The organism is Salinimicrobium sp. 3283s (assembly GCF_039602225.1).
Taxonomy (GTDB): Bacteria; Bacteroidota; Bacteroidia; order Flavobacteriales; family Flavobacteriaceae; genus Salinimicrobium; species Salinimicrobium profundisediminis.
The window spans coordinates 2,416,169-2,433,231 of record NZ_CP143631.1; the positions used below are offsets into that span (position 1 = coordinate 2,416,169).

At 43.0% G+C, this 17,063-nt stretch carries 17 protein-coding genes; 8 read left to right on the top strand and 9 right to left on the bottom strand.

What is annotated here, in order from left to right:
• Window positions 1-54 precede the first annotated feature (54 nt).
• The 5 genes from VS868_RS10785 (at window position 55) to VS868_RS10805 (ending at window position 7,087) form a co-directional block, all read left to right on the top strand.
• Window positions 55-690, top strand: a complete 636-nt coding sequence (locus VS868_RS10785) for a PASTA domain-containing protein (protein WP_345597382.1) — start codon at window positions 55-57, stop codon at window positions 688-690.
• Window positions 680-1,735 carry an RluA family pseudouridine synthase gene (locus VS868_RS10790; protein ID WP_345597384.1) on the top strand — a complete coding sequence of 352 codons (1,056 nt, stop codon included), beginning with the start codon at window positions 680-682 and terminating at the stop codon, window positions 1,733-1,735. The genes VS868_RS10785 and VS868_RS10790 overlap by 11 nt, the downstream gene beginning before the upstream one ends.
• A gap of 104 nt (window positions 1,736-1,839) precedes the next feature.
• Complete coding sequence (yaaA, locus tag VS868_RS10795; RefSeq protein WP_345597386.1) at window positions 1,840-2,601, top strand: peroxide stress protein YaaA; 762 nt, start codon at window positions 1,840-1,842, stop codon at window positions 2,599-2,601.
• A gap of 152 nt (window positions 2,602-2,753) precedes the next feature.
• Window positions 2,754-6,200, top strand: coding sequence for a pyruvate carboxylase (locus VS868_RS10800; protein WP_266067866.1), 3,447 nt, complete (start codon window positions 2,754-2,756; stop codon window positions 6,198-6,200).
• A 227-nt stretch (window positions 6,201-6,427) separates the two neighbouring features.
• Window positions 6,428-7,087: a uracil-DNA glycosylase family protein gene (locus VS868_RS10805; RefSeq protein ID WP_266067924.1), complete on the top strand. Its 660-nt coding sequence runs from the start codon at window positions 6,428-6,430 to the stop codon at window positions 7,085-7,087.
• Here the strand turns inward: VS868_RS10805 and VS868_RS10810 are convergent.
• From VS868_RS10810 to VS868_RS10850, 9 genes are all read right to left on the bottom strand, one after another.
• Entirely contained in the window at window positions 7,084-7,218 is a 135-nt protein-coding gene (locus VS868_RS10810) for a 30S ribosomal protein THX (RefSeq protein WP_345597387.1), read from the bottom strand. The genes VS868_RS10805 and VS868_RS10810 overlap by 4 nt on opposite strands.
• Window positions 7,218-7,364 (bottom strand): hypothetical protein, encoded by a 147-nt coding sequence (locus tag VS868_RS10815; protein WP_266067864.1) that lies wholly within the window; start codon window positions 7,362-7,364, stop codon window positions 7,218-7,220. Before VS868_RS10815 ends, VS868_RS10810 begins: the two co-directional genes overlap by 1 nt.
• 80 nt (window positions 7,365-7,444) lie before the next feature.
• A complete protein-coding gene (gene trpA / locus VS868_RS10820; RefSeq protein WP_345597389.1) occupies window positions 7,445-8,212 on the bottom strand; it encodes a tryptophan synthase subunit alpha in 768 nt (255 codons plus the stop codon).
• Window positions 8,213-8,340: 128 nt separating this feature from the next.
• Window positions 8,341-9,522: a tryptophan synthase subunit beta gene (gene trpB, locus VS868_RS10825; RefSeq protein ID WP_345597391.1), complete on the bottom strand. Its 1,182-nt coding sequence runs from the start codon at window positions 9,520-9,522 to the stop codon at window positions 8,341-8,343.
• Between the two features lie 5 nt (window positions 9,523-9,527).
• The gene (locus tag VS868_RS10830) at window positions 9,528-10,175 is read right to left on the bottom strand and encodes a phosphoribosylanthranilate isomerase (protein ID WP_345597393.1); all 648 of its coding nucleotides are present in this window, start codon (window positions 10,173-10,175) and stop codon (window positions 9,528-9,530) included.
• 6 nt (window positions 10,176-10,181) lie between these two features.
• On the bottom strand, window positions 10,182-10,964 hold the full coding sequence (trpC, locus tag VS868_RS10835) for an indole-3-glycerol phosphate synthase TrpC (protein WP_345597395.1): 783 nt from the start codon (window positions 10,962-10,964) through the stop codon (window positions 10,182-10,184).
• Window positions 10,965-10,972: 8 nt separating this feature from the next.
• Entirely contained in the window at window positions 10,973-11,962 is a 990-nt protein-coding gene (gene trpD / locus VS868_RS10840) for an anthranilate phosphoribosyltransferase (RefSeq protein WP_266067859.1), read from the bottom strand.
• Between the two features lie 4 nt (window positions 11,963-11,966).
• Entirely contained in the window at window positions 11,967-12,599 is a 633-nt protein-coding gene (locus tag VS868_RS10845; RefSeq protein ID WP_266067923.1) for an aminodeoxychorismate/anthranilate synthase component II, read from the bottom strand.
• 98 nt (window positions 12,600-12,697) lie between these two features.
• Window positions 12,698-14,092, bottom strand: a complete 1,395-nt coding sequence (locus VS868_RS10850; RefSeq protein WP_345597398.1) for an anthranilate synthase component I family protein — start codon at window positions 14,090-14,092, stop codon at window positions 12,698-12,700.
• A gap of 289 nt (window positions 14,093-14,381) precedes the next feature.
• Here VS868_RS10850 and VS868_RS10855 point away from each other — a divergent pair, with 289 nt between their 5' ends.
• The 3 genes from VS868_RS10855 (at window position 14,382) to VS868_RS10865 (ending at window position 16,986) form a co-directional block, all read left to right on the top strand.
• Complete coding sequence (locus VS868_RS10855) at window positions 14,382-14,693, top strand: rhodanese-like domain-containing protein (RefSeq protein WP_266067857.1); 312 nt, start codon at window positions 14,382-14,384, stop codon at window positions 14,691-14,693.
• Window positions 14,694-14,939: 246 nt separating this feature from the next.
• Window positions 14,940-16,175: a S8 family serine peptidase gene (locus VS868_RS10860; protein ID WP_345597402.1), complete on the top strand. Its 1,236-nt coding sequence runs from the start codon at window positions 14,940-14,942 to the stop codon at window positions 16,173-16,175.
• Between the two features lie 112 nt (window positions 16,176-16,287).
• Window positions 16,288-16,986: an amino acid racemase gene (locus VS868_RS10865; protein ID WP_345597404.1), complete on the top strand. Its 699-nt coding sequence runs from the start codon at window positions 16,288-16,290 to the stop codon at window positions 16,984-16,986.
• Window positions 16,987-17,063: the final 77 nt, after the last annotated feature.

Sequence of the window (17,063 nt, forward strand, 5' to 3'; positions counted from 1 at the left end):
AATGAATGTCTGCAAAACCGCCTGATTTTATATCTTTGCCTTTTAAATTAAACTATGAGTTTCTTTCGATTTCTCTTTAGCAAAACCTTTCTTATTCAATTGGTTTTGGCTGTATTTGCGGTAGTTTTGATCGCCTTTATTATACTTCAATGGCTTGATTATTCTACAAATCAAGACCAAAGAATTACCGTACCCAGCCTGGAACGTTTGTCCCTGGATAAGGTTGATGAGCAGCTTGCGGAACTAGACCTGCGCAGGGAAATTCTGGATTCTGCCAATTATAATCCCGACTTTCCGCCGTATTCGGTGATAGATCAGGTGCCGCTTCCTGGTAAAGAGGTGAAGGAGAACCGAAAGATCTATTTGACGCTCAATCCTTCAGGATTTACGAAAGTTGAAATTCCTGAAAATCTTATCCGAAGAACGCGCAGGCAGGTAGAGCCAACCTTGCGTTCCCTTGGTTTTGAAATAGGAACGATTACCTATAAACCCGATGTTGCAAAAGATGTGGTGCTTGAAATGCGTCACAGAGGCCAACTGCTGGAACCGGGAATGAAACTGATGAAAACTTCAAAAATTGACCTTGTGCTTGCCGATGGCTCCAGGAGATATGGAATGGAAGAAGAAGAGGATAGTACCGCACAAGACCCAATTTTGAACGACCTGGAAGACGAAGAATATGATTTCTGAAAATAATAACCCCGAACCCGAAGAGAACGATGATGACCTGTATGAACACCACAGGTTTGTAGCCGATAAAGGCCAGCAGCCATTGCGGGTAGATAAATTCCTGATGAATTATATCGAAAAAGCCACTCGTAATAAAATTCAAACTGCGGCTAAAGAAGGCAATATTCACGTGAATGAGGTTCCCGTAAAATCTAATTATAAGGTAAAGCCGGGAGATGTGGTACAGGTGCTTTTTGAGCATCCGCCTTACGAATTCCTGCTCACGCCAGAGGATATTCCGCTGGATATTGTATATGAAGACGATTCCCTGCTTGTGGTCAACAAACCAGCAGGTATGGTGGTGCATCCCGGCCATGGGAACTACAGCGGCACACTTATTAACGCGCTGGTTTACCACTTTGAAAATCTGCCGCAAAACAGCGATGAGCGCCCAGGCCTTGTACACAGGATTGACAAAGATACCAGCGGACTTCTCGTTATTGCAAAGACCGAAAAAGCCATGACCAAACTGGCAAAGCAGTTCTTTGACAAAAGCAGCGAGCGCGAGTATGTGGCTCTTGTATGGGGAAATGTTGAAGAGGATGAAGGTACGGTTGAAGGTAATATTGGCCGCCACCCCAAGAACAGGCTGCAAAATACGGTGTATCTGGGAGATGATGAAGATAAAGGAAAACCGGCGGTAACGCATTTCAAGGTCCTGGAAAGGCTGGGATATGTGACTTTGGTTTCCTGCCAGCTTGAAACCGGGAGAACCCACCAAATAAGGGTTCACATGAAGCACATTGGCCACACGCTCTTTAATGATGAGCGCTATGGAGGTGATAAGATTTTGAAAGGTACAACCTTCACAAAATACAAACAGTTTGTAGACAACTGCTTTAAAGTGCTGCCCCGGCAGGCACTGCATGCAAAAACCCTGGGCTTCAAACATCCTGAAACAGGCGAGTGGCTAAGGTTTGATTCTCCTGTACCACAAGATATGCAGGATTGTATAGAGCGATGGAGGAATTATGCTAAAAATCAGAAAGAATTCATTGATGAATAAGCTTTTTTGATAGACCTATCAAAAGGAATAAACGATCCCGGCAGGAAATCTTGTCGGGATTTGATATTTTTGAGGGGTAATAGAAAATTTCTTAAGAGCATTCCATGAAAATAGTTGTATCGCCCGCCAAAACCCTCGACTACAAATCTAAACTGCCAACCACAAGAGGAACCCAACCCTCATTTCTGGAAACCACAGCCGGCATCAACCGGAAGCTTTCGCGCATGTCTAAAAAAGAAATCGCCGATCTCATGAGCATTAGCGATAAGCTGGCCGATCTTAACTACAGCCGCTATCAGGAATTTTCTAAAGAACATAACAAACAAAACTCCCGGCCTGCAGTCTACGCCTTTGCCGGAGATGTTTATACGGGGCTTGATGCCTATACCATTCCTACTGAAAAAATCGATTTTATGCAGGATTCCCTGCGGATCCTTTCGGGTTACTACGGAATTTTAAGGCCGCTGGATCTTATTCAGCCGTACCGCCTGGAAATGGGAACTTCATTGCCGGTAAACCGAAAGAAGAACCTTTATGAGGTATGGCAGGAGAAGGTGACCGGTTATTTGAACAATGAACTTAAAGAAGATGAACTTTTTGTGAATCTTGCCAGTCAGGAGTATTTTAAAGCTGTAGATGCTTCAAAACTAAAGGTGCAGGTCATTTCACCGGTATTTAAAGATTTCAAGAATGGAAAATTAAAGATCATCAGTTTTTTTGCTAAAAAAGCCCGTGGTACTATGGCCAGATTTCTAATTGAATCTGAAGCCCAGACACTTGACCAGCTCAAAGCTTTTGATGGCGATGGCTATAGATTTTCGGCGGAAGAAACTACCAATGAAAACGAGCCGGTTTTTACCAGATAGCTTCAGCAGCAGGAATTGTTAAAGTATTTAAAAAAGCGGTGTCTCACCGCTTTTTTCTTTTTAATTTCTGAACCTGCATAAGGTTCCAAAAATGTCATATTTTGAGGAGTCTTCAGAAGTAAATAAAATTAATAAAAAAGCAAGTTCGTAAAATGAAAATTAAAAAGGTTTTAGTAGCAAACAGAGGAGAAATAGCCATACGAATCTTTAGGGCCTGTACAGAGATTGGGTTGAGAACCGTAGGGATCTACACCTATGAAGATCGCTATTCGCTACACCGTTACAAGGCTGATGAATCTTACCAGATAGGGGCAGATAAAGATCCTTTAAAACCTTATTTAGATATAGAAGCCATAATAAAGGTGGCCAAAAAGAACGGCGTAGATGCTATTCATCCCGGCTACGGATTTCTTTCTGAAAATGCCGAATTTGCTAAACAATGTGAAGAAAACGGGATCATTTTTATAGGTCCAAAAGTTTCTGTGCTTAGATCTTTAGGAGACAAAGTAAAAGCCAAGGAAGTTGCGGTGGCAAATGATATTCCGGTTATTCGGAGTAATGAAAAAGACCTTACTACAGTTGAAATTGCGCTTGAAGAAGCTGAAAAAATTGGATATCCGGTCATGCTTAAGGCTGCATCGGGCGGGGGAGGCCGCGGTATGCGGGTAATACGCTCAGAAGATGATCTAAAAAGTGGCTTTAATGAATCTAAAAGGGAGGCGAAAAATGCTTTTGGCGATGACACCGTTTTCCTGGAGAAATTCGTGGAAGATCCCAAACATATCGAGATACAAATTGTGGGTGACCACCATGGTAATTTGGTGCACCTGTTTGAGAGGGATTGTTCTGTACAGCGCAGATACCAGAAAGTAATTGAATTTGCTCCTTCGATGGGGCTTGATGAAAAAGTAAAACAGAACCTTTACGATTATGCGGTTAAACTTTGTAAGGCCGTAGATTACAACAATATTGGGACTGTAGAGTTCCTGGTAGACAGAACCGGGGAGATCTTCTTTATTGAAGTAAACCCCAGGATTCAGGTGGAGCACACCGTCACCGAGATCATTACGAATATTGACCTCGTTAAGGCGCAGATCTTTATTGCCGGTGGCTATAAACTGAGTGACAAACAAATCAAAATTGAATCTCAGGAATCTATTAAGATAAGCGGTTATGCTTTGCAATGCCGAATCACTACCGAAGATCCTACAAATGATTTTAAACCAGATTACGGTACCATCACCACTTATAGAAGTGCATCAGGTTTTGGGATTAGACTGGATGCCGGTAGTATTTACCAGGGTGTAAAAGTTTCTCCTTTCTTTGATTCTATGCTGGTGAAAGTGTCGGCCAGCAGCCGTACTCTTGATGGCGCCTGCCGAAAAATGCGAAGGGCACTGGCCGAGTTTAGGATAAGGGGCGTGATGACCAATATTGGTTTCCTCGATAATATCCTGTCGCATCAAACCTTCAGGCAGGGCGATGTGACTGTGAACTTCATTAAAGATAATCCGGATCTTTTCAAGATCAGGAAGACACGCAACCGGGCGACAAAAATGGTAAAGTTCCTGGGAGATGTGATCATCAATGGAAGTGAGGATGTGAAAAACCCTGAAAAGAAGAAATTTATTAAGCCTGCAGTTCCCTCTTTTAAGGATAACGGTTATCCAAGGGGCACTAAAGATTTGCTAAAGGAATACGGTCCCGAAAAGTTTTCTCGCTGGCTTTTACATGATGGGAAGGTGCATTTTACCGACACTACCATGCGTGATGCACACCAGAGTCTGCTGGCTACGCGTATGCGTACCTATGATATGGAAAAAGTAGCCGAAGGTTTTGCCCGAAACCACCCTGAAGTTTTCAGTATGGAAGTTTGGGGAGGTGCCACCTTCGATGTTTGTATGCGATTCTTGAAAGAGGATCCATGGGAAAGGTTAAGAAGGCTTCGCGCGGCAATGCCCAATGTGCTCCTGCAAATGCTTTTGCGTGGTTCTAATGGTGTGGGCTACACGGCCTATCCCGATAACCTGATTGAGAAATTTGTGGAACAGGCCTGGGAAAATGGAGTTGATGTCTTCAGAATCTTTGACAGTCTTAACTGGATGAAATCCATCGCTCCGTGTATTGAACATGTTAGAAATAAAACTAACGGGCTGGCAGAAGGAACCATCTGCTATACGGGAGATCTAATGGATCCGAAACAAACAAAATACAACCTCGACTATTACGTGCAGCTCGGTAAAGATATTGAGAATGCCGGGGCACATATTATCGGGATCAAAGATATGGCGGGTATCCTGAAGCCCGATGCAGCTTTTGAACTGGTATCGGCTCTTAAATCCAGAATTAATGTACCAATCCATTTACATACGCATGACACCTCCTCCATTCAGGCGGCAACTTACCTTAAAGCCATAGAAGCCGGGGTAGATGTGGTTGATGTTGCCCTTGGAGGTCTCTCGGGCCTTACCTCGCAACCAAACTTCAACTCTATAGTGGAAATGTTGAGGTTCCATGACCGCGGAAGGGCTTTTAATACAGATAAACTAAATGAATATTCCCAATACTGGGAGGCTGTAAGGCGCTACTACTATCCTTTTGAATCTGGCTTAAAGGCAGGTTCGGGAGAAGTTTATAAGCATGAAATTCCCGGTGGACAATATTCCAACCTCAAGCCGCAGGCAGAAAGCCTTGGCCTGGCCGATCGTTTTCACGAGATCACTGAAATGTACAGCAAAGTAAATGACCTTTTTGGCGACATCATCAAAGTTACACCCAGCTCAAAAGTGGTGGGCGATATGGCGCAGTACCTGGTTAGTAATAATCTTTCAATAGAAGATGTGCTTGAAAAAGGAGAAAATATTTCTTTTCCCCAGTCAGTAAAAAGTTTCTTTAGAGGAGATCTTGGTCAGCCTCATGGAGGATTTCCTGAAAAGATCCAGAAGATCGTCCTCAAGGATGAAAAACCTTATACCGAAAGGCCAAACGCACATTTGGAACCCATAGATTTTGAAAAGGAATTTGCCGAATTTGAAAAAACCTTCAGTGAAGGAATGGGCAGGGACGTGGAGATCACCGATTTCCTTTCCTATAAATTATATCCAAAAGTATTTACAGATTTTTATAACCACCATGTAGAATTTGGAGAAGTAATGAATGTGCCTACAAAGAATTTCTTCTATGGGATGGAACCCGGAGAAGAGATCATTGTAGATCTTGACCGTGGTAAAACGCTGCTTATCGAATTCCTGTCTATTGGAGAAACCGATGAAGACGGAATGGCAAAAGTTTTCTTTAAAGTAAATGGCCAAACCAGGGCAGTAGAAGTTAAAGACCGATCTGTTAAGGTAGAGAAAGTAGTACATCAAAAAGTCGATAAAAACGACAAAAAGCAGGTAGGCGCACCACTACAGGGAGCCCTGTCAAATATCCAGGTGGAGCCGGGGCAAAAAGTGGAGAAAAATCAGCCGCTGTTTGTGATCGAGGCTATGAAAATGGAAACTACCATCACCGCCAATACTGCGGGAGAAGTAGACAAGATCGTGCTCAAAGAAGGAGACATGGTGTATGCCGATGATCTGGTGGTTGTGCTTAAATAGTATTGAGAAGTTAGTACTGAGTATTGAGAAATAGATGGCGCGGATTTGCAATCCGTGCCTATTACGCAATAAAAGTATTGAGAAGTTAGTACTGAGAATTGAGATTAAAGCACCAAATTTCAAGCACCAAATTCCAATATTGATTTTTGCGCAACCCGCAACACCTTGTCAGACTTGTAACCTGCAACCTGGATCGTGAGATAAACCTTAAACATTAAACCTTGAACCTGTTTCATCACCAACATCCCTACAAACCATTTATTCCCGAAAATGCTACGAAACTCATTGTTGGCACCTTGCCACCACCCCGGTTTACAACAGGGGAATTAAAAGAAGATGATGTGGATTTTTGCTATGGCAGCAGGGACGGGATGTTGTGGCAAATCATCGACAGGATCTTTGATCTGGATCTCAAATTTGAGAATACTCCCGAAGCCGTAAAACAGCGAAAGGATTTCCTGGCGAGTAAGGGGATTGGGATTTGCGATACGGTAGAAAGTTGCAGGAGGGACAAAATAGACGCCTCAGACCTCGGAATGCTCCACGTAGAGTTGCGGGATCTTATCGGAATCCTTCGGAAACATCCAGAAATAGATACGTTGTTATTTACCGGCGGAAACAGTAAAAACGGCCCTGAGTTCTTCTTCAGAAAGCTCCTAAAGCATCATGATATTAAGATCAAGGTGATTTCCAATGATGTGCCCAGGGTACACCAGTTCCTGCTGGATGGGCGGCCAATCAATACGGTATCACTCACCGCACCGTCGGGATCTGCGAACAGGGCTATTGGAAGTATGGAGCTGTACAAACACTTAAAAAAACAAGACCCTGAATTCAATACAATTGATTTCAGGGTCTTGCAATACCGTCAGTTTTTTGAGGACTAAACGGATTCTTTTTCTAGCGGATCTTTTATTTGCTGTGGTTTCGTGGTAAATTTCCCTCTTTTGGGTCGCAGCTTTCCGAAGGTATTGAGCGGATTCTTACCGGTTTTGGTCTTTTTTTCACCCTTGCCCATTACTTTTTGTTCTGCTGGTCTTTGATATTGTCTTTTTCAAGATCAAATTCGTTCGTTTCCCTATCGCGGTTTCCTATCTGGCCACTAAGAGGATCATTATCACTACTTCTTTTTCTTTTATCGTGTTTATCTTCTATACGTCCCATAATTTCGTTTTTTGAATTCACTTCAAGATACGAAAATTCATACCCGGGCTCTATTAAATACTTGTTAATAAGAGGGTTAATTATCTTATGGAACTTATAAAATCCGAAATCCCGGAGGTGCCTCCGTTAGTAAGCTGCTTGATAAAAGCACTGCCAATAATTGCGCCATTCGTCACCGCCGTAGCCTGCTCAAAACTCTCGTGATCCTTTATTCCAAATCCTACAATAAGAGGGTTCTTTAATGCCATTTTTGACACCCTGGTAAAATACTCCTTTTGCGTGTCTCCAAAACCTCCTGTTCCTCCGGTCACCGCGGCGGTACTCACCATATAGATAAACCCTTCGGAAGCTTCATCAATCTCTCTTATTCTTTCTTCGGAAGTTTGAGGCGTGATCAGGAACACCGGAAGCAGATCGTACTGCTGAAATATCTCTCTATAATGCAGCTGATACTCTTCCAGCGGAAGATCGGGAATAATAAGTCCGTCAATACCTGTTTCACTGCACTTGCGGCAGAATTTCTCCACCCCGTACTGAAGTATCGGATTAAAATATCCCATGATCAACAACGGAATTTCAATCGTTTCTCTGATGTTCTCCAGTTGATCAAAAAGTTTAATGGTGGTCATTCCGTTTTTCAAAGCAGCTTCCGAACTTCTTTGAATTACCGGCCCATCTGCCAAAGGATCACTAAATGGGAGACCAATTTCAACCATGTCTACACCGCTTTTTTGCAATTCCTGAAGAATAGTAACTGTATCTTCAGGTTCAGGATAGCCGGCGGTAAAGTAGATGGAAAGCAGCTTTTTTGAAGAGTCTTCCTGGAGTTTTTGTTTTATTCGGTTCATTTATTCTGATTTAAACCTAACAGGTTTCCAAAACCTGTTAGGTTTGGTTTATTTATTGTCATGCTGTCCCAAACCCTCAGGGTTTTCAGTTTCAAATTGATCCTAAAACGAGGCCAGGATGACGAAGCTTACAAATTAAAATGTTCAATATAAGTATTCAGGTCCTTATCTCCACGTCCGGATAAGTTCACAACAACCACTTCATCTTTTTCAAATTTTCTCTTGTCAAAAATGGCTAAAGCATGGGCCGTTTCAATCGCCGGAATAATGCCTTCCAGCTTACAAAGTTGCAACCCGGCAGCCATGGCCTCTTTATCGGTAACCGAAATAAATTCCCCGCGGCCGGTCCTGAAAAGGTTCGCGTGCATAGGTCCCACGCCGGGATAATCCAATCCGGCAGAGATGGAATATGGTTCTGTGATCTGTCCGTCATCGGTTTGCATCAGCAGGGTTTTGCTACCGTGAATAATCCCTTCGCGACCCAGAGCCGAGGTTGCAGCACTTTTTCCGGTAAGTATGCCTTCTCCGGCGGCTTCCACTGCAATGATATTTACTTTCTCATTGTCGAGGTAGTGATAGTAAATTCCGGCGGCATTACTGCCTCCGCCTACACAAGCTACTACATGATCTGGTGCTTCACGACCTTCTTTTTCCTGAAGCTGCTTTTTCACCTCTTCAGAAATAACACTCTGGAAACGGGCTACCATATCTGGATAAGGATGCGGTCCCACAACCGAACCAATGATGTAATGCGTGTCTACCGGATTATTGATCCAATCCCGGATTGCTTCATTGGTAGCGTCTTTCAAAGTTTTACTTCCCGAAGTCGCGGGTACCACTGTAGCGCCAAGCATCTTCATCCGGGCAACGTTTGGGGCCTGTCTTTTAATATCGATTTCCCCCATGTAGACAATACATTCCATTCCCATGAGGGCGCAAACAGTAGCAGTAGCAACTCCGTGTTGTCCTGCACCGGTTTCAGCAATAATCCGGTTTTTACCCAGGCGCTTTGCCATCAGGATCTGCCCAATAGTGTTATTCACTTTATGCGCCCCGGTGTGGCAAAGATCCTCGCGCTTCAAATATACTTTGGCACCATATTTCTCGCTGAACCTTTTAGCAAAATAAAGCGGGGTGGGCCGCCCCACATAATCCTTCAGCAGTTGGCGGAATTCTTTCTGAAAACTCTCTTCCTGCATGATATTCAAATAGCGGGAACGGAGTTCTTCCACATTTGGGTACAACATTTCGGGAATAAAGGCGCCGCCAAAATCTCCGTAATATCCTTTTTCGTTTACTTGATAACTCATAATTTCTAATTGTATAGCCGTTCCCTGAAGGTCTTCAAAGCTTCGGCGTCCTTTACTGCCGGGGCAGTTTCAAATTTACTGTTTACGTCAATGCCGTAAAAGAGCTCTTCTTTTTGCCTTTTTTGGAAGGTATGGTAAAGTTCTTTTACTGCGGCAGCATCACCGGGCCCAATCCCGCCACTCAGGAAAAATGGAGTGGTAGAAGGATAATCCTGCAGCACCTCCCAATTGAACCTGATCCCGTTGCCCCCCTTATTTTTGCCCTGGGTGTCAAAAAGAAAAAAATCCACCACACCTTCATAAGGCTGCAGCTTCCCAAAATCAAAATCTTCTTTAACACCGAATACCTTAATAAGCTCTATTTCTTCGGAAATCTTCTGCTTCAGGTTGGTGATAAATTCCGGATTTTCCTCTCCGTGTAGCTGAAGCGCCGAAAGTTGATATTTTTTGATCTTTTCGAGGATGTTTTCTTCAGAAGCATTCACAAAAACCCCTGTTTTCTTTATTTTTTGATCTGCCTGAAAGATTTCACCAACAACATTCCGCGGAGAACCTTCAAAAAAGATGAGTCCCAGGTAATCGGGTTGTAAAGCCGCGATCCTGCTCACATTTTCGGGCTCCCGCATGCCGCAGATCTTCAGTTTCAGGTGCATTGGATTCTATTTTAATTTCTGAATAAATTCTGAAGCGCTTTTTCCGGGATCTTCGGTCTTCATGAAATTTCCACCGATAAGAAAGCCCTTAAATCCGCTTTTTTGAAGCTCTGTAATTGCTGAAGTTTCACTAATCCCGCTTTCAGAGATCTTAATAAAATTATCAGGAATCTTTTCAGCTAAATCTTTGCTTGTTTGCAGGTCAACTTCAAAAGTTTTGAGGTTGCGGTTATTAACGCCTATCATATCTACGGTGTCAAAAATGGCATTTTTGAGCTCCTCTTCATTGTGTACTTCCAGCAGCACTTCGAGACCCAGGTCTTTTGCCTTTTTTGAAAGGTTTTTGATCTCCTTAGGCTTCAGGATGGCTGCGATCAATAAGATCACATCTGCGCCCATGGCTTTTGCTTCAATGATCTGATATTCATCGATCATAAAATCCTTCCGAAGCAATGGGAGTTTAACTGTTTCGCGCGCTATGGCAAGATCGTCAAGACTTCCGCCGAAAAATTCTTCGTCTGTAAGCACCGAAATGCCCGAAGCGCCTGCAGCTTCATAACCGGCCGTGACTGTCGCAGCATCTGCCTCCAGGTTGATCTCGGGGTGAGACGGGGAGCGACGTTTGAATTCTGCAATGATCCCTGTAGGAGAATTCTGAAGATTTTCTTTTAAAGAAATACATTTCCGGTTAAAGTGGGGCAGGAGTTGAAGGGATTCTGCTGGCACTTCTTCCTTTAAAAATGCTACTTCTTCTCTTTTTCTTGCTGCTATTTTATCAAGTATGTTCATGCTAAGCTTTAATTTAATTGCTGAAGTTTTTCAAGGGCTGTAAGGGCGCGACCTGAACGCAGACTTTCTTTAGCCTCTAAAAAGGCATTTTCGAGGCCCGTGTTTTTTGCAGTGTTTATCGCCACGGCGGCATTGGCGCAAACCACATTCTCCTGGGCGGCCGTACCTTGATTTTTAAGCACGTTCATAAAAATTTCTGCCGCCGATTCCACAGTATTCCCTCCCGAAATTTCAGATGCTTTAATCGATTTCAGCTGAAGATCGGCCGGGCGTAAAACGGCTTCGGCGTTATTGGTGATCAATTTGGTATTTCCGGTAAGGGAGATCTCGTCGTACCCGTCAAGGGCGTGTAAAATGGTAAAATTCTTATCAGTTTTTTGGTACAGGTAGGCGTACATTCTCGCGAGTTCAAGACTGAATACCCCAACCACCTGATTTTTTGGAAATGCGGGATTCACCATTGGTCCCAACATATTGAAAAATGTTTTTACACCCAGTTCCTTACGTATAGGAGCTACATTTTTCATGGCCGGGTGAAAAAGTGCAGCGTGAAGAAAACAAATTCCGGCTTCGTCCATACTGCGCTTCAGGAAATCCTGTTCATTACTGAATTTTATTCCCAAATGCTCCATCACATTCGAGCTGCCGCAGCCTGAAGAAACGCCGTAATTCCCATGTTTTGCAACCTTTACACCGGCACCTGCCGTCACAAAGGAGGCCAAAGTTGAAATATTAAATGTGTCTTTGCCATCGCCTCCTGTTCCGCAGAGATCAATAGGATCATACTGTGCAAGATCTGTAGAAAGGCACATTTCGAGTAGGGCATCCCTGAAACCTTCGAGCTCTTCGAGGGTGATGCTGCGCATCATATAGACGGTAAGAAAAGCGGCAATCTGACTGTGATTGTACTTTCCTGCAGAAATGTTTACCAGCACATTCCTGGCTTCTTCCTTTGAAATAGTTTCGTGGTTGATCAACCTGTTTAAAATGTCTTTCATGCTGCTAAATTGTTTCAGGTTGCTGGTCATTCTTTTCTTCCGTAGATTTCTTCACCGGACTATTGATCCAGTTGGCGATCATCTTTTTCCCTTGTGGGGTCAAAACCGACTCGGGGTGAAACTGTACTCCGCGCACATCAAAATCCCGGTGGCGCAGGGACATTACTTCCCCGTTTTCATCATAAGAAGTGGCTTGCAGACAATCGGGAAGTGCCCGGTCTACTACCCAGGAGTGGTAACGGCCAACTTCCAGTTCATTTTCCAATTCGCTGTAAAGAGGTTCATCGGTCACACAGAGTTTAATTTTTGAAGCTACCCCATGGTGCACCTGCTTTAGATTGATGAGTTTTCCTCCAAAAACTTCACCAATGGCCTGCTGACCCAAACACACTCCAAAAATGCTCTTTTTGGCGGCGTAGGTAGAGATGACCTCTTTTAAAAGTCCGGCTTCATCTGGTATTCCCGGGCCGGGAGAAAGCAGGATCTTGTCGTATTTCTCAATTTCTTCCAGTTCCAGTTCATCATTTCTACGAACCGTGACTTTACAATCCAGCTCCTCCAGGTAATGTACAAGGTTGTAGACGAAGGAATCGTAGTTGTCGATCACCAACACGGAAGGAGTTTTTTTCTCCCCCATCTGGCCCTCCCCTGAGGGGTGGGAATTGCTGGTATTATATTGCTTATTTTCCATTCTTCTTTTTTTTATTTCCCTCGTTTGGAGGGGTCTGGTGAGGCTTAGATTTCTTCAGCCAGCTCCAATGCTTTTTTTAATGCTCCTATTTTGTTGTACACTTCCTGAAGTTCACCTTCGGGAGTTGATCCTGATACTATTCCGGCACCTGCCTGGTAGTAGAGCCTGTGGTTTTTGCTTAGGAACGACCTGATGATAATGGCATGATTAAAATTTCCGTTGAAGTCCATAAACCCAATGGCGCCCCCATAAAAGTCCCGGTTCACATTTTCATATTGCTCTATGAGCTGCATAGCCCTGTGTTTTGGTGCTCCGCTTAAGGTTCCTGCAGGGAAAGTATCTGCAACCATCTGCATGGTGCTCACCTCTTCATTTTTTTGTCCGGTGACTTTACTTACCAAATGAATTACGTGGGAGAAATACTGGATCTCCTTATAATTTTCCACTTTTACTTCTTTGCTGCTTCGGCTAAGATCATTGCGGGCAAGGTCAACCAGCATTACATGCTCTGCGTTTTCCTTTTCATCGGATGCCAGGTCTTTAGCACTGGCTGCATCCTGTTCGTCATTTCCGGTGCGTTTAAAGGTGCCGGCAATGGGATGGATCTCTGCTTTGCCCTCTTTGACTACCAATTGTGCTTCGGGCGAACTTCCGAAGATCTTAAAGCTTCCGTAGTCAAAATAGAAGAGATATGGCGAAGGATTCACATTACGTAAGGCTCGATAAACGTTGAATTCATCGCCCTTGAAGCCCTGCGAGAACCTTCGGGAGAGCACCAGTTGAAAGACATCCCCACGGTGGCAATGTTCCTTTGCTTTTATCACCATGTTGCGGTAACCTTCATCGGTCTCGTTAGAAGCGGGTTCCCCTTCCGTAGAAAAAGGATATGAGGCGAAATTCTTTACTTTTAGAAGCTGTTCTATTTGATCGAGGTAATTTTTTTCGGAATAACTGTGATCAAAAATATATGCTTCATTGTTAAAGTGGTTGATCGCAATGATGTTTTGATAAACTGAGTAATTGATCTCTGGGATCTCAAGATCATCTTTCTTTTTTGACAGGTCAAGTTTTTCAAAATACTGCACCCCGTCATAGGCGATATATCCAAAGAGACCTTCATTAATAAAATTAAAGTCGGGACCCGTGGTTTTAAATTTTTGAGAAAACTCATGAATGGCAGCAGGCACGTCAAATTTGGGAGTTATTTGAGTTTCATTGGAAGTGCCGTCGGGAAATGATTCAATAAACTGCCCTTTTTCAACCTTTACGCTTGCTACAGGGTTGCAGCAAATGTAGGAAAAGCTGTTCTCGTTACCGTGGTAATCACTACTCTCAAGCAAGAGACTGTTGGGGAAGATATCCCGCAGCCGCAGGTAAACACTTACCGGAGTAAAAGTATCTGCCAGAAGTTTTTTATAAGTAGTGGTAAGATTGTACATATTCATTGTTTTTACTGAATTATGAGCATAAAAAAAGGCTTGTCGTGATTGACAAGCCTTTGTATATTATTACAGGAGGTGTTGCTCACGACGATTGACGTAAGAATTTCCACCACCAGTTATTTTTGTTGATCAGGTTCATTTGAATAGCAAATATAGAAGGGAATTTATTCTAAAAAAATATTTTTTGAAAATTTTTCTGCTTTCCACGCAATCCCCGAATCGAAAGGGGCTAAAAAAGAGCAGGTGATTCTTATATTTGTGAACATAACTTAAATGAGAAAAAATCATGAAAGAATTAAATCAGGAAGAGTGGAGAGAGAAAATAGCTCAGGATGATAAAGCTGTGATCCTTGATGTAAGGACCGAAGAAGAAATAGAGGAAGGCTACATCCCGGGAGCTAAAATGATAGACATCTATAAAGGGCAGGAATTTATCGATGAAATTGAAAAGTTAGATAAGGATAAAAATTATTATGTCTACTGCCGAAGTGGCAATAGAAGTGGTCAAGCCTGCGCTATAATGGATCAAAAAGGGTTTGGCAATACATATAACCTCATTGGAGGATTCTCAAACTGGGAAGGCGAAACAACAGAATAATCTTACAAACTTTATATTCTACTTAAAGGGCAGAATTTGTGCAAATTCTGCCCTTTTACATTTATGGGAGTTACAGTAGCAGCAGTCGCTGTAAAGAAAAATTAACAATAATTATACTGATATTTTTCAGGATTTTTCGATGTTAAATTTCATAAAAAGCTGTAGGAGTTGATGTTAAATACTTTTTTTAAAAGATTTAATCATATAGATTCGGAAGATCTTTTAACATTAACCCAAACTATTTTTATGAATTTTAAGAAGTACTACTCAGGTTTTGCGGCTGCTCTAGCTTTAACCGCAATGGTGTCGTGTTCACAGGAGGAAACGACCAATTTACCCACTCAAGAAGAGCCCCAGACGGCTCAATCCTATTCTGAAGTTATTCCCGGGCAATACATTGTAGTGTATAGGGAAAATGGCAAGATGAAAGGTGACCACCGGCTTAACAGCTTGCAGATTCAGCAAAAAACACAGGAAGTCCTTTCGGTTAATGCTGTTGATGGTGCCGAAATTGTGCAGGTTTACAGCGCAGCAATTTCGGGTGTTGCTTTAAAGATGTCTAAGGATGCAGCCCTCAAATTGAGCAAAAGTAAAGATGTTGCCTATGTTGAGCAGGATAGAATTGTTGCTCTTGCGCCTCCATGCGGCACACCCAATGGCGGACCATGTGACGACCCCGGAGACGGGGGAGGTGATGACGGCGGAACATCTGCTCAGGAAACGCCTTACGGAATTAGTCGTGTGAATGGTGGTGTAACTTATACCGGTTCTGGCGTAGCCTGGGTAATTGACACAGGAATAGATCTTGATCACGAAGATCTGAATGTGGATGCCTCCAGAGGTTACAATGCCTTTACTTCGGGAAAAGACGGACAGTCTCTTGACGACGGCAATGGTCATGGATCACATGTTGCCGGAACTATTGCTGCAATTGATAATAATGTAGGAGTTATTGGAGTAGCGGCCGGAGCGACAGTTATTCCAGTAAAAGTACTTGACAGCCGTGGAAGCGGATCATATTCTGGTGTTGTAGCAGGGGTGAATCATGTGGCGGCAAACGGGAAACCGGGAGATGTAGCGAACATGAGTCTGGGAGGCCCAATTTCACAGGCCCTTGATGATGCTGTTCTAGCAGCTGCCCAGGCAGGTATTAAGTTTGCACTGGCTGCAGGTAATGAAGGCACAGATGCTAATGATTCATCGCCTGCACGGGTTAATCATTCTAATGTGGTAACTATCTCTGCCATCAATTCCAGTGATACATTTGCATCTTTTTCAAACTGGGGTAATCCTCCGGTAGATTATGCGGCACCGGGAGTTAGTATAAAATCTACCTGGAAAGGTGGAGGTTACAATACAATCAGCGGAACATCAATGGCTGCACCACACACTGCCGGAGTTTGGCTATTAGGGAATATCTCGACCAGTGGTTACGCTTCTGGCGATCCCGATGGTGATGCAGATCCAATTTCTGTTCATTAAGATTTCTCTTATTATCTTAAAAGCATCCTTCGGGATGCTTTTTTGGGTTTTAATGATTTTGATCACCATTGCTCCAAGGGTAGATAAGTACCTTTATAAAAACTTACCATTCATGCGTACTCTAGGATTAATCGGCGGCACTTCTTGGCATTCTACCATAGTCTATTACCGGCTCATTAATGAAATGGCCGGGAAACGAACAGGAACTCATTCAAACCCACCCCTTATGCTTTACAGTCTCAATGTAGAATTGATGAGGGAACACAATGTGGATAAAATAAAGACAACCTACCTGCACATAGCCCGAAAGCTGGAAATCGCCGGAGCCCGTGCTATTGTGATATGTGCCAACACACCTCACCTAGTTTATGAGTATGTGCAAAACAAAATTTCTATTCCCATTCTCCATATTGCAGATGCTGTAGGGCTTGAAGCGCGCAGTAAGGGATTGACAAAACTTGGCTTATTAGGTACCCGTCCTACAATGCGAGGAGATTTTCTTCATAAAAGACTTAAAGAAAAATTTGGTATTGAAGTCATCGTTCCCGAAGATGATTTTATGGACGAAATACATTATTATATTGCTCACGAACTCACCCGCGGAAAATTCACAGAGTCTGCAAAGTCATTCTTTTTAGATCATATTCAGTTACTAAAGGAAAAAGGGGCTCAGGCTGTAATTATGGGATGTACAGAACTGCCCATCCTCGTGAATGATGAAGATACCGATCTTCCTTTGCTACAAAGTACTAATTTACATGCAAAAATGGCTGTAGATTATATTTTTCAAAGAGATCAGGAGGGTATATAAGTAAGAAGAGAGATCCCCCAATCTCTCTTCTTTATAGAAATTTACAAATACCCTTTAATAAAATCACGTGCCTATTA

What these genes read in the sequence shown, in the direction of transcription:
- VS868_RS10800 (WP_266067866.1), top strand. Translation starts at nt 2,754, where the DNA reads ATGAAAATTAAAAAGGTTTTAGTAGCAAACAGAGGAGAAATAGCCATA.
- trpA (WP_345597389.1), bottom strand. Translation starts at nt 8,212, where the DNA reads ATGAACCGAATAAAACAAAAACTCCAGGAAGACTCTTCAAAAAAGCTG.
- VS868_RS10815 (WP_266067864.1), bottom strand. Translation starts at nt 7,364, where the DNA reads ATGGGACGTATAGAAGATAAACACGATAAAAGAAAAAGAAGTAGTGAT.
- VS868_RS10810 (WP_345597387.1), bottom strand. Translation starts at nt 7,218, where the DNA reads ATGGGCAAGGGTGAAAAAAAGACCAAAACCGGTAAGAATCCGCTCAAT.
- VS868_RS10785 (WP_345597382.1), top strand. Translation starts at nt 55, where the DNA reads ATGAGTTTCTTTCGATTTCTCTTTAGCAAAACCTTTCTTATTCAATTG.
- VS868_RS10865 (WP_345597404.1), top strand. Translation starts at nt 16,288, where the DNA reads ATGCGTACTCTAGGATTAATCGGCGGCACTTCTTGGCATTCTACCATA.
- trpB (WP_345597391.1), bottom strand. Translation starts at nt 9,522, where the DNA reads ATGAGTTATCAAGTAAACGAAAAAGGATATTACGGAGATTTTGGCGGC.
- yaaA (WP_345597386.1), top strand. Translation starts at nt 1,840, where the DNA reads ATGAAAATAGTTGTATCGCCCGCCAAAACCCTCGACTACAAATCTAAA.
- VS868_RS10830 (WP_345597393.1), bottom strand. Translation starts at nt 10,175, where the DNA reads ATGCACCTGAAACTGAAGATCTGCGGCATGCGGGAGCCCGAAAATGTG.
- trpC (WP_345597395.1), bottom strand. Translation starts at nt 10,964, where the DNA reads ATGAACATACTTGATAAAATAGCAGCAAGAAAAAGAGAAGAAGTAGCA.
- VS868_RS10790 (WP_345597384.1), top strand. Translation starts at nt 680, where the DNA reads ATGATTTCTGAAAATAATAACCCCGAACCCGAAGAGAACGATGATGAC.
- VS868_RS10855 (WP_266067857.1), top strand. Translation starts at nt 14,382, where the DNA reads ATGAAAGAATTAAATCAGGAAGAGTGGAGAGAGAAAATAGCTCAGGAT.
- trpD (WP_266067859.1), bottom strand. Translation starts at nt 11,962, where the DNA reads ATGAAAGACATTTTAAACAGGTTGATCAACCACGAAACTATTTCAAAG.
- VS868_RS10850 (WP_345597398.1), bottom strand. Translation starts at nt 14,092, where the DNA reads ATGTACAATCTTACCACTACTTATAAAAAACTTCTGGCAGATACTTTT.
- VS868_RS10845 (WP_266067923.1), bottom strand. Translation starts at nt 12,599, where the DNA reads ATGGGGGAGAAAAAAACTCCTTCCGTGTTGGTGATCGACAACTACGAT.
- VS868_RS10860 (WP_345597402.1), top strand. Translation starts at nt 14,940, where the DNA reads ATGAATTTTAAGAAGTACTACTCAGGTTTTGCGGCTGCTCTAGCTTTA.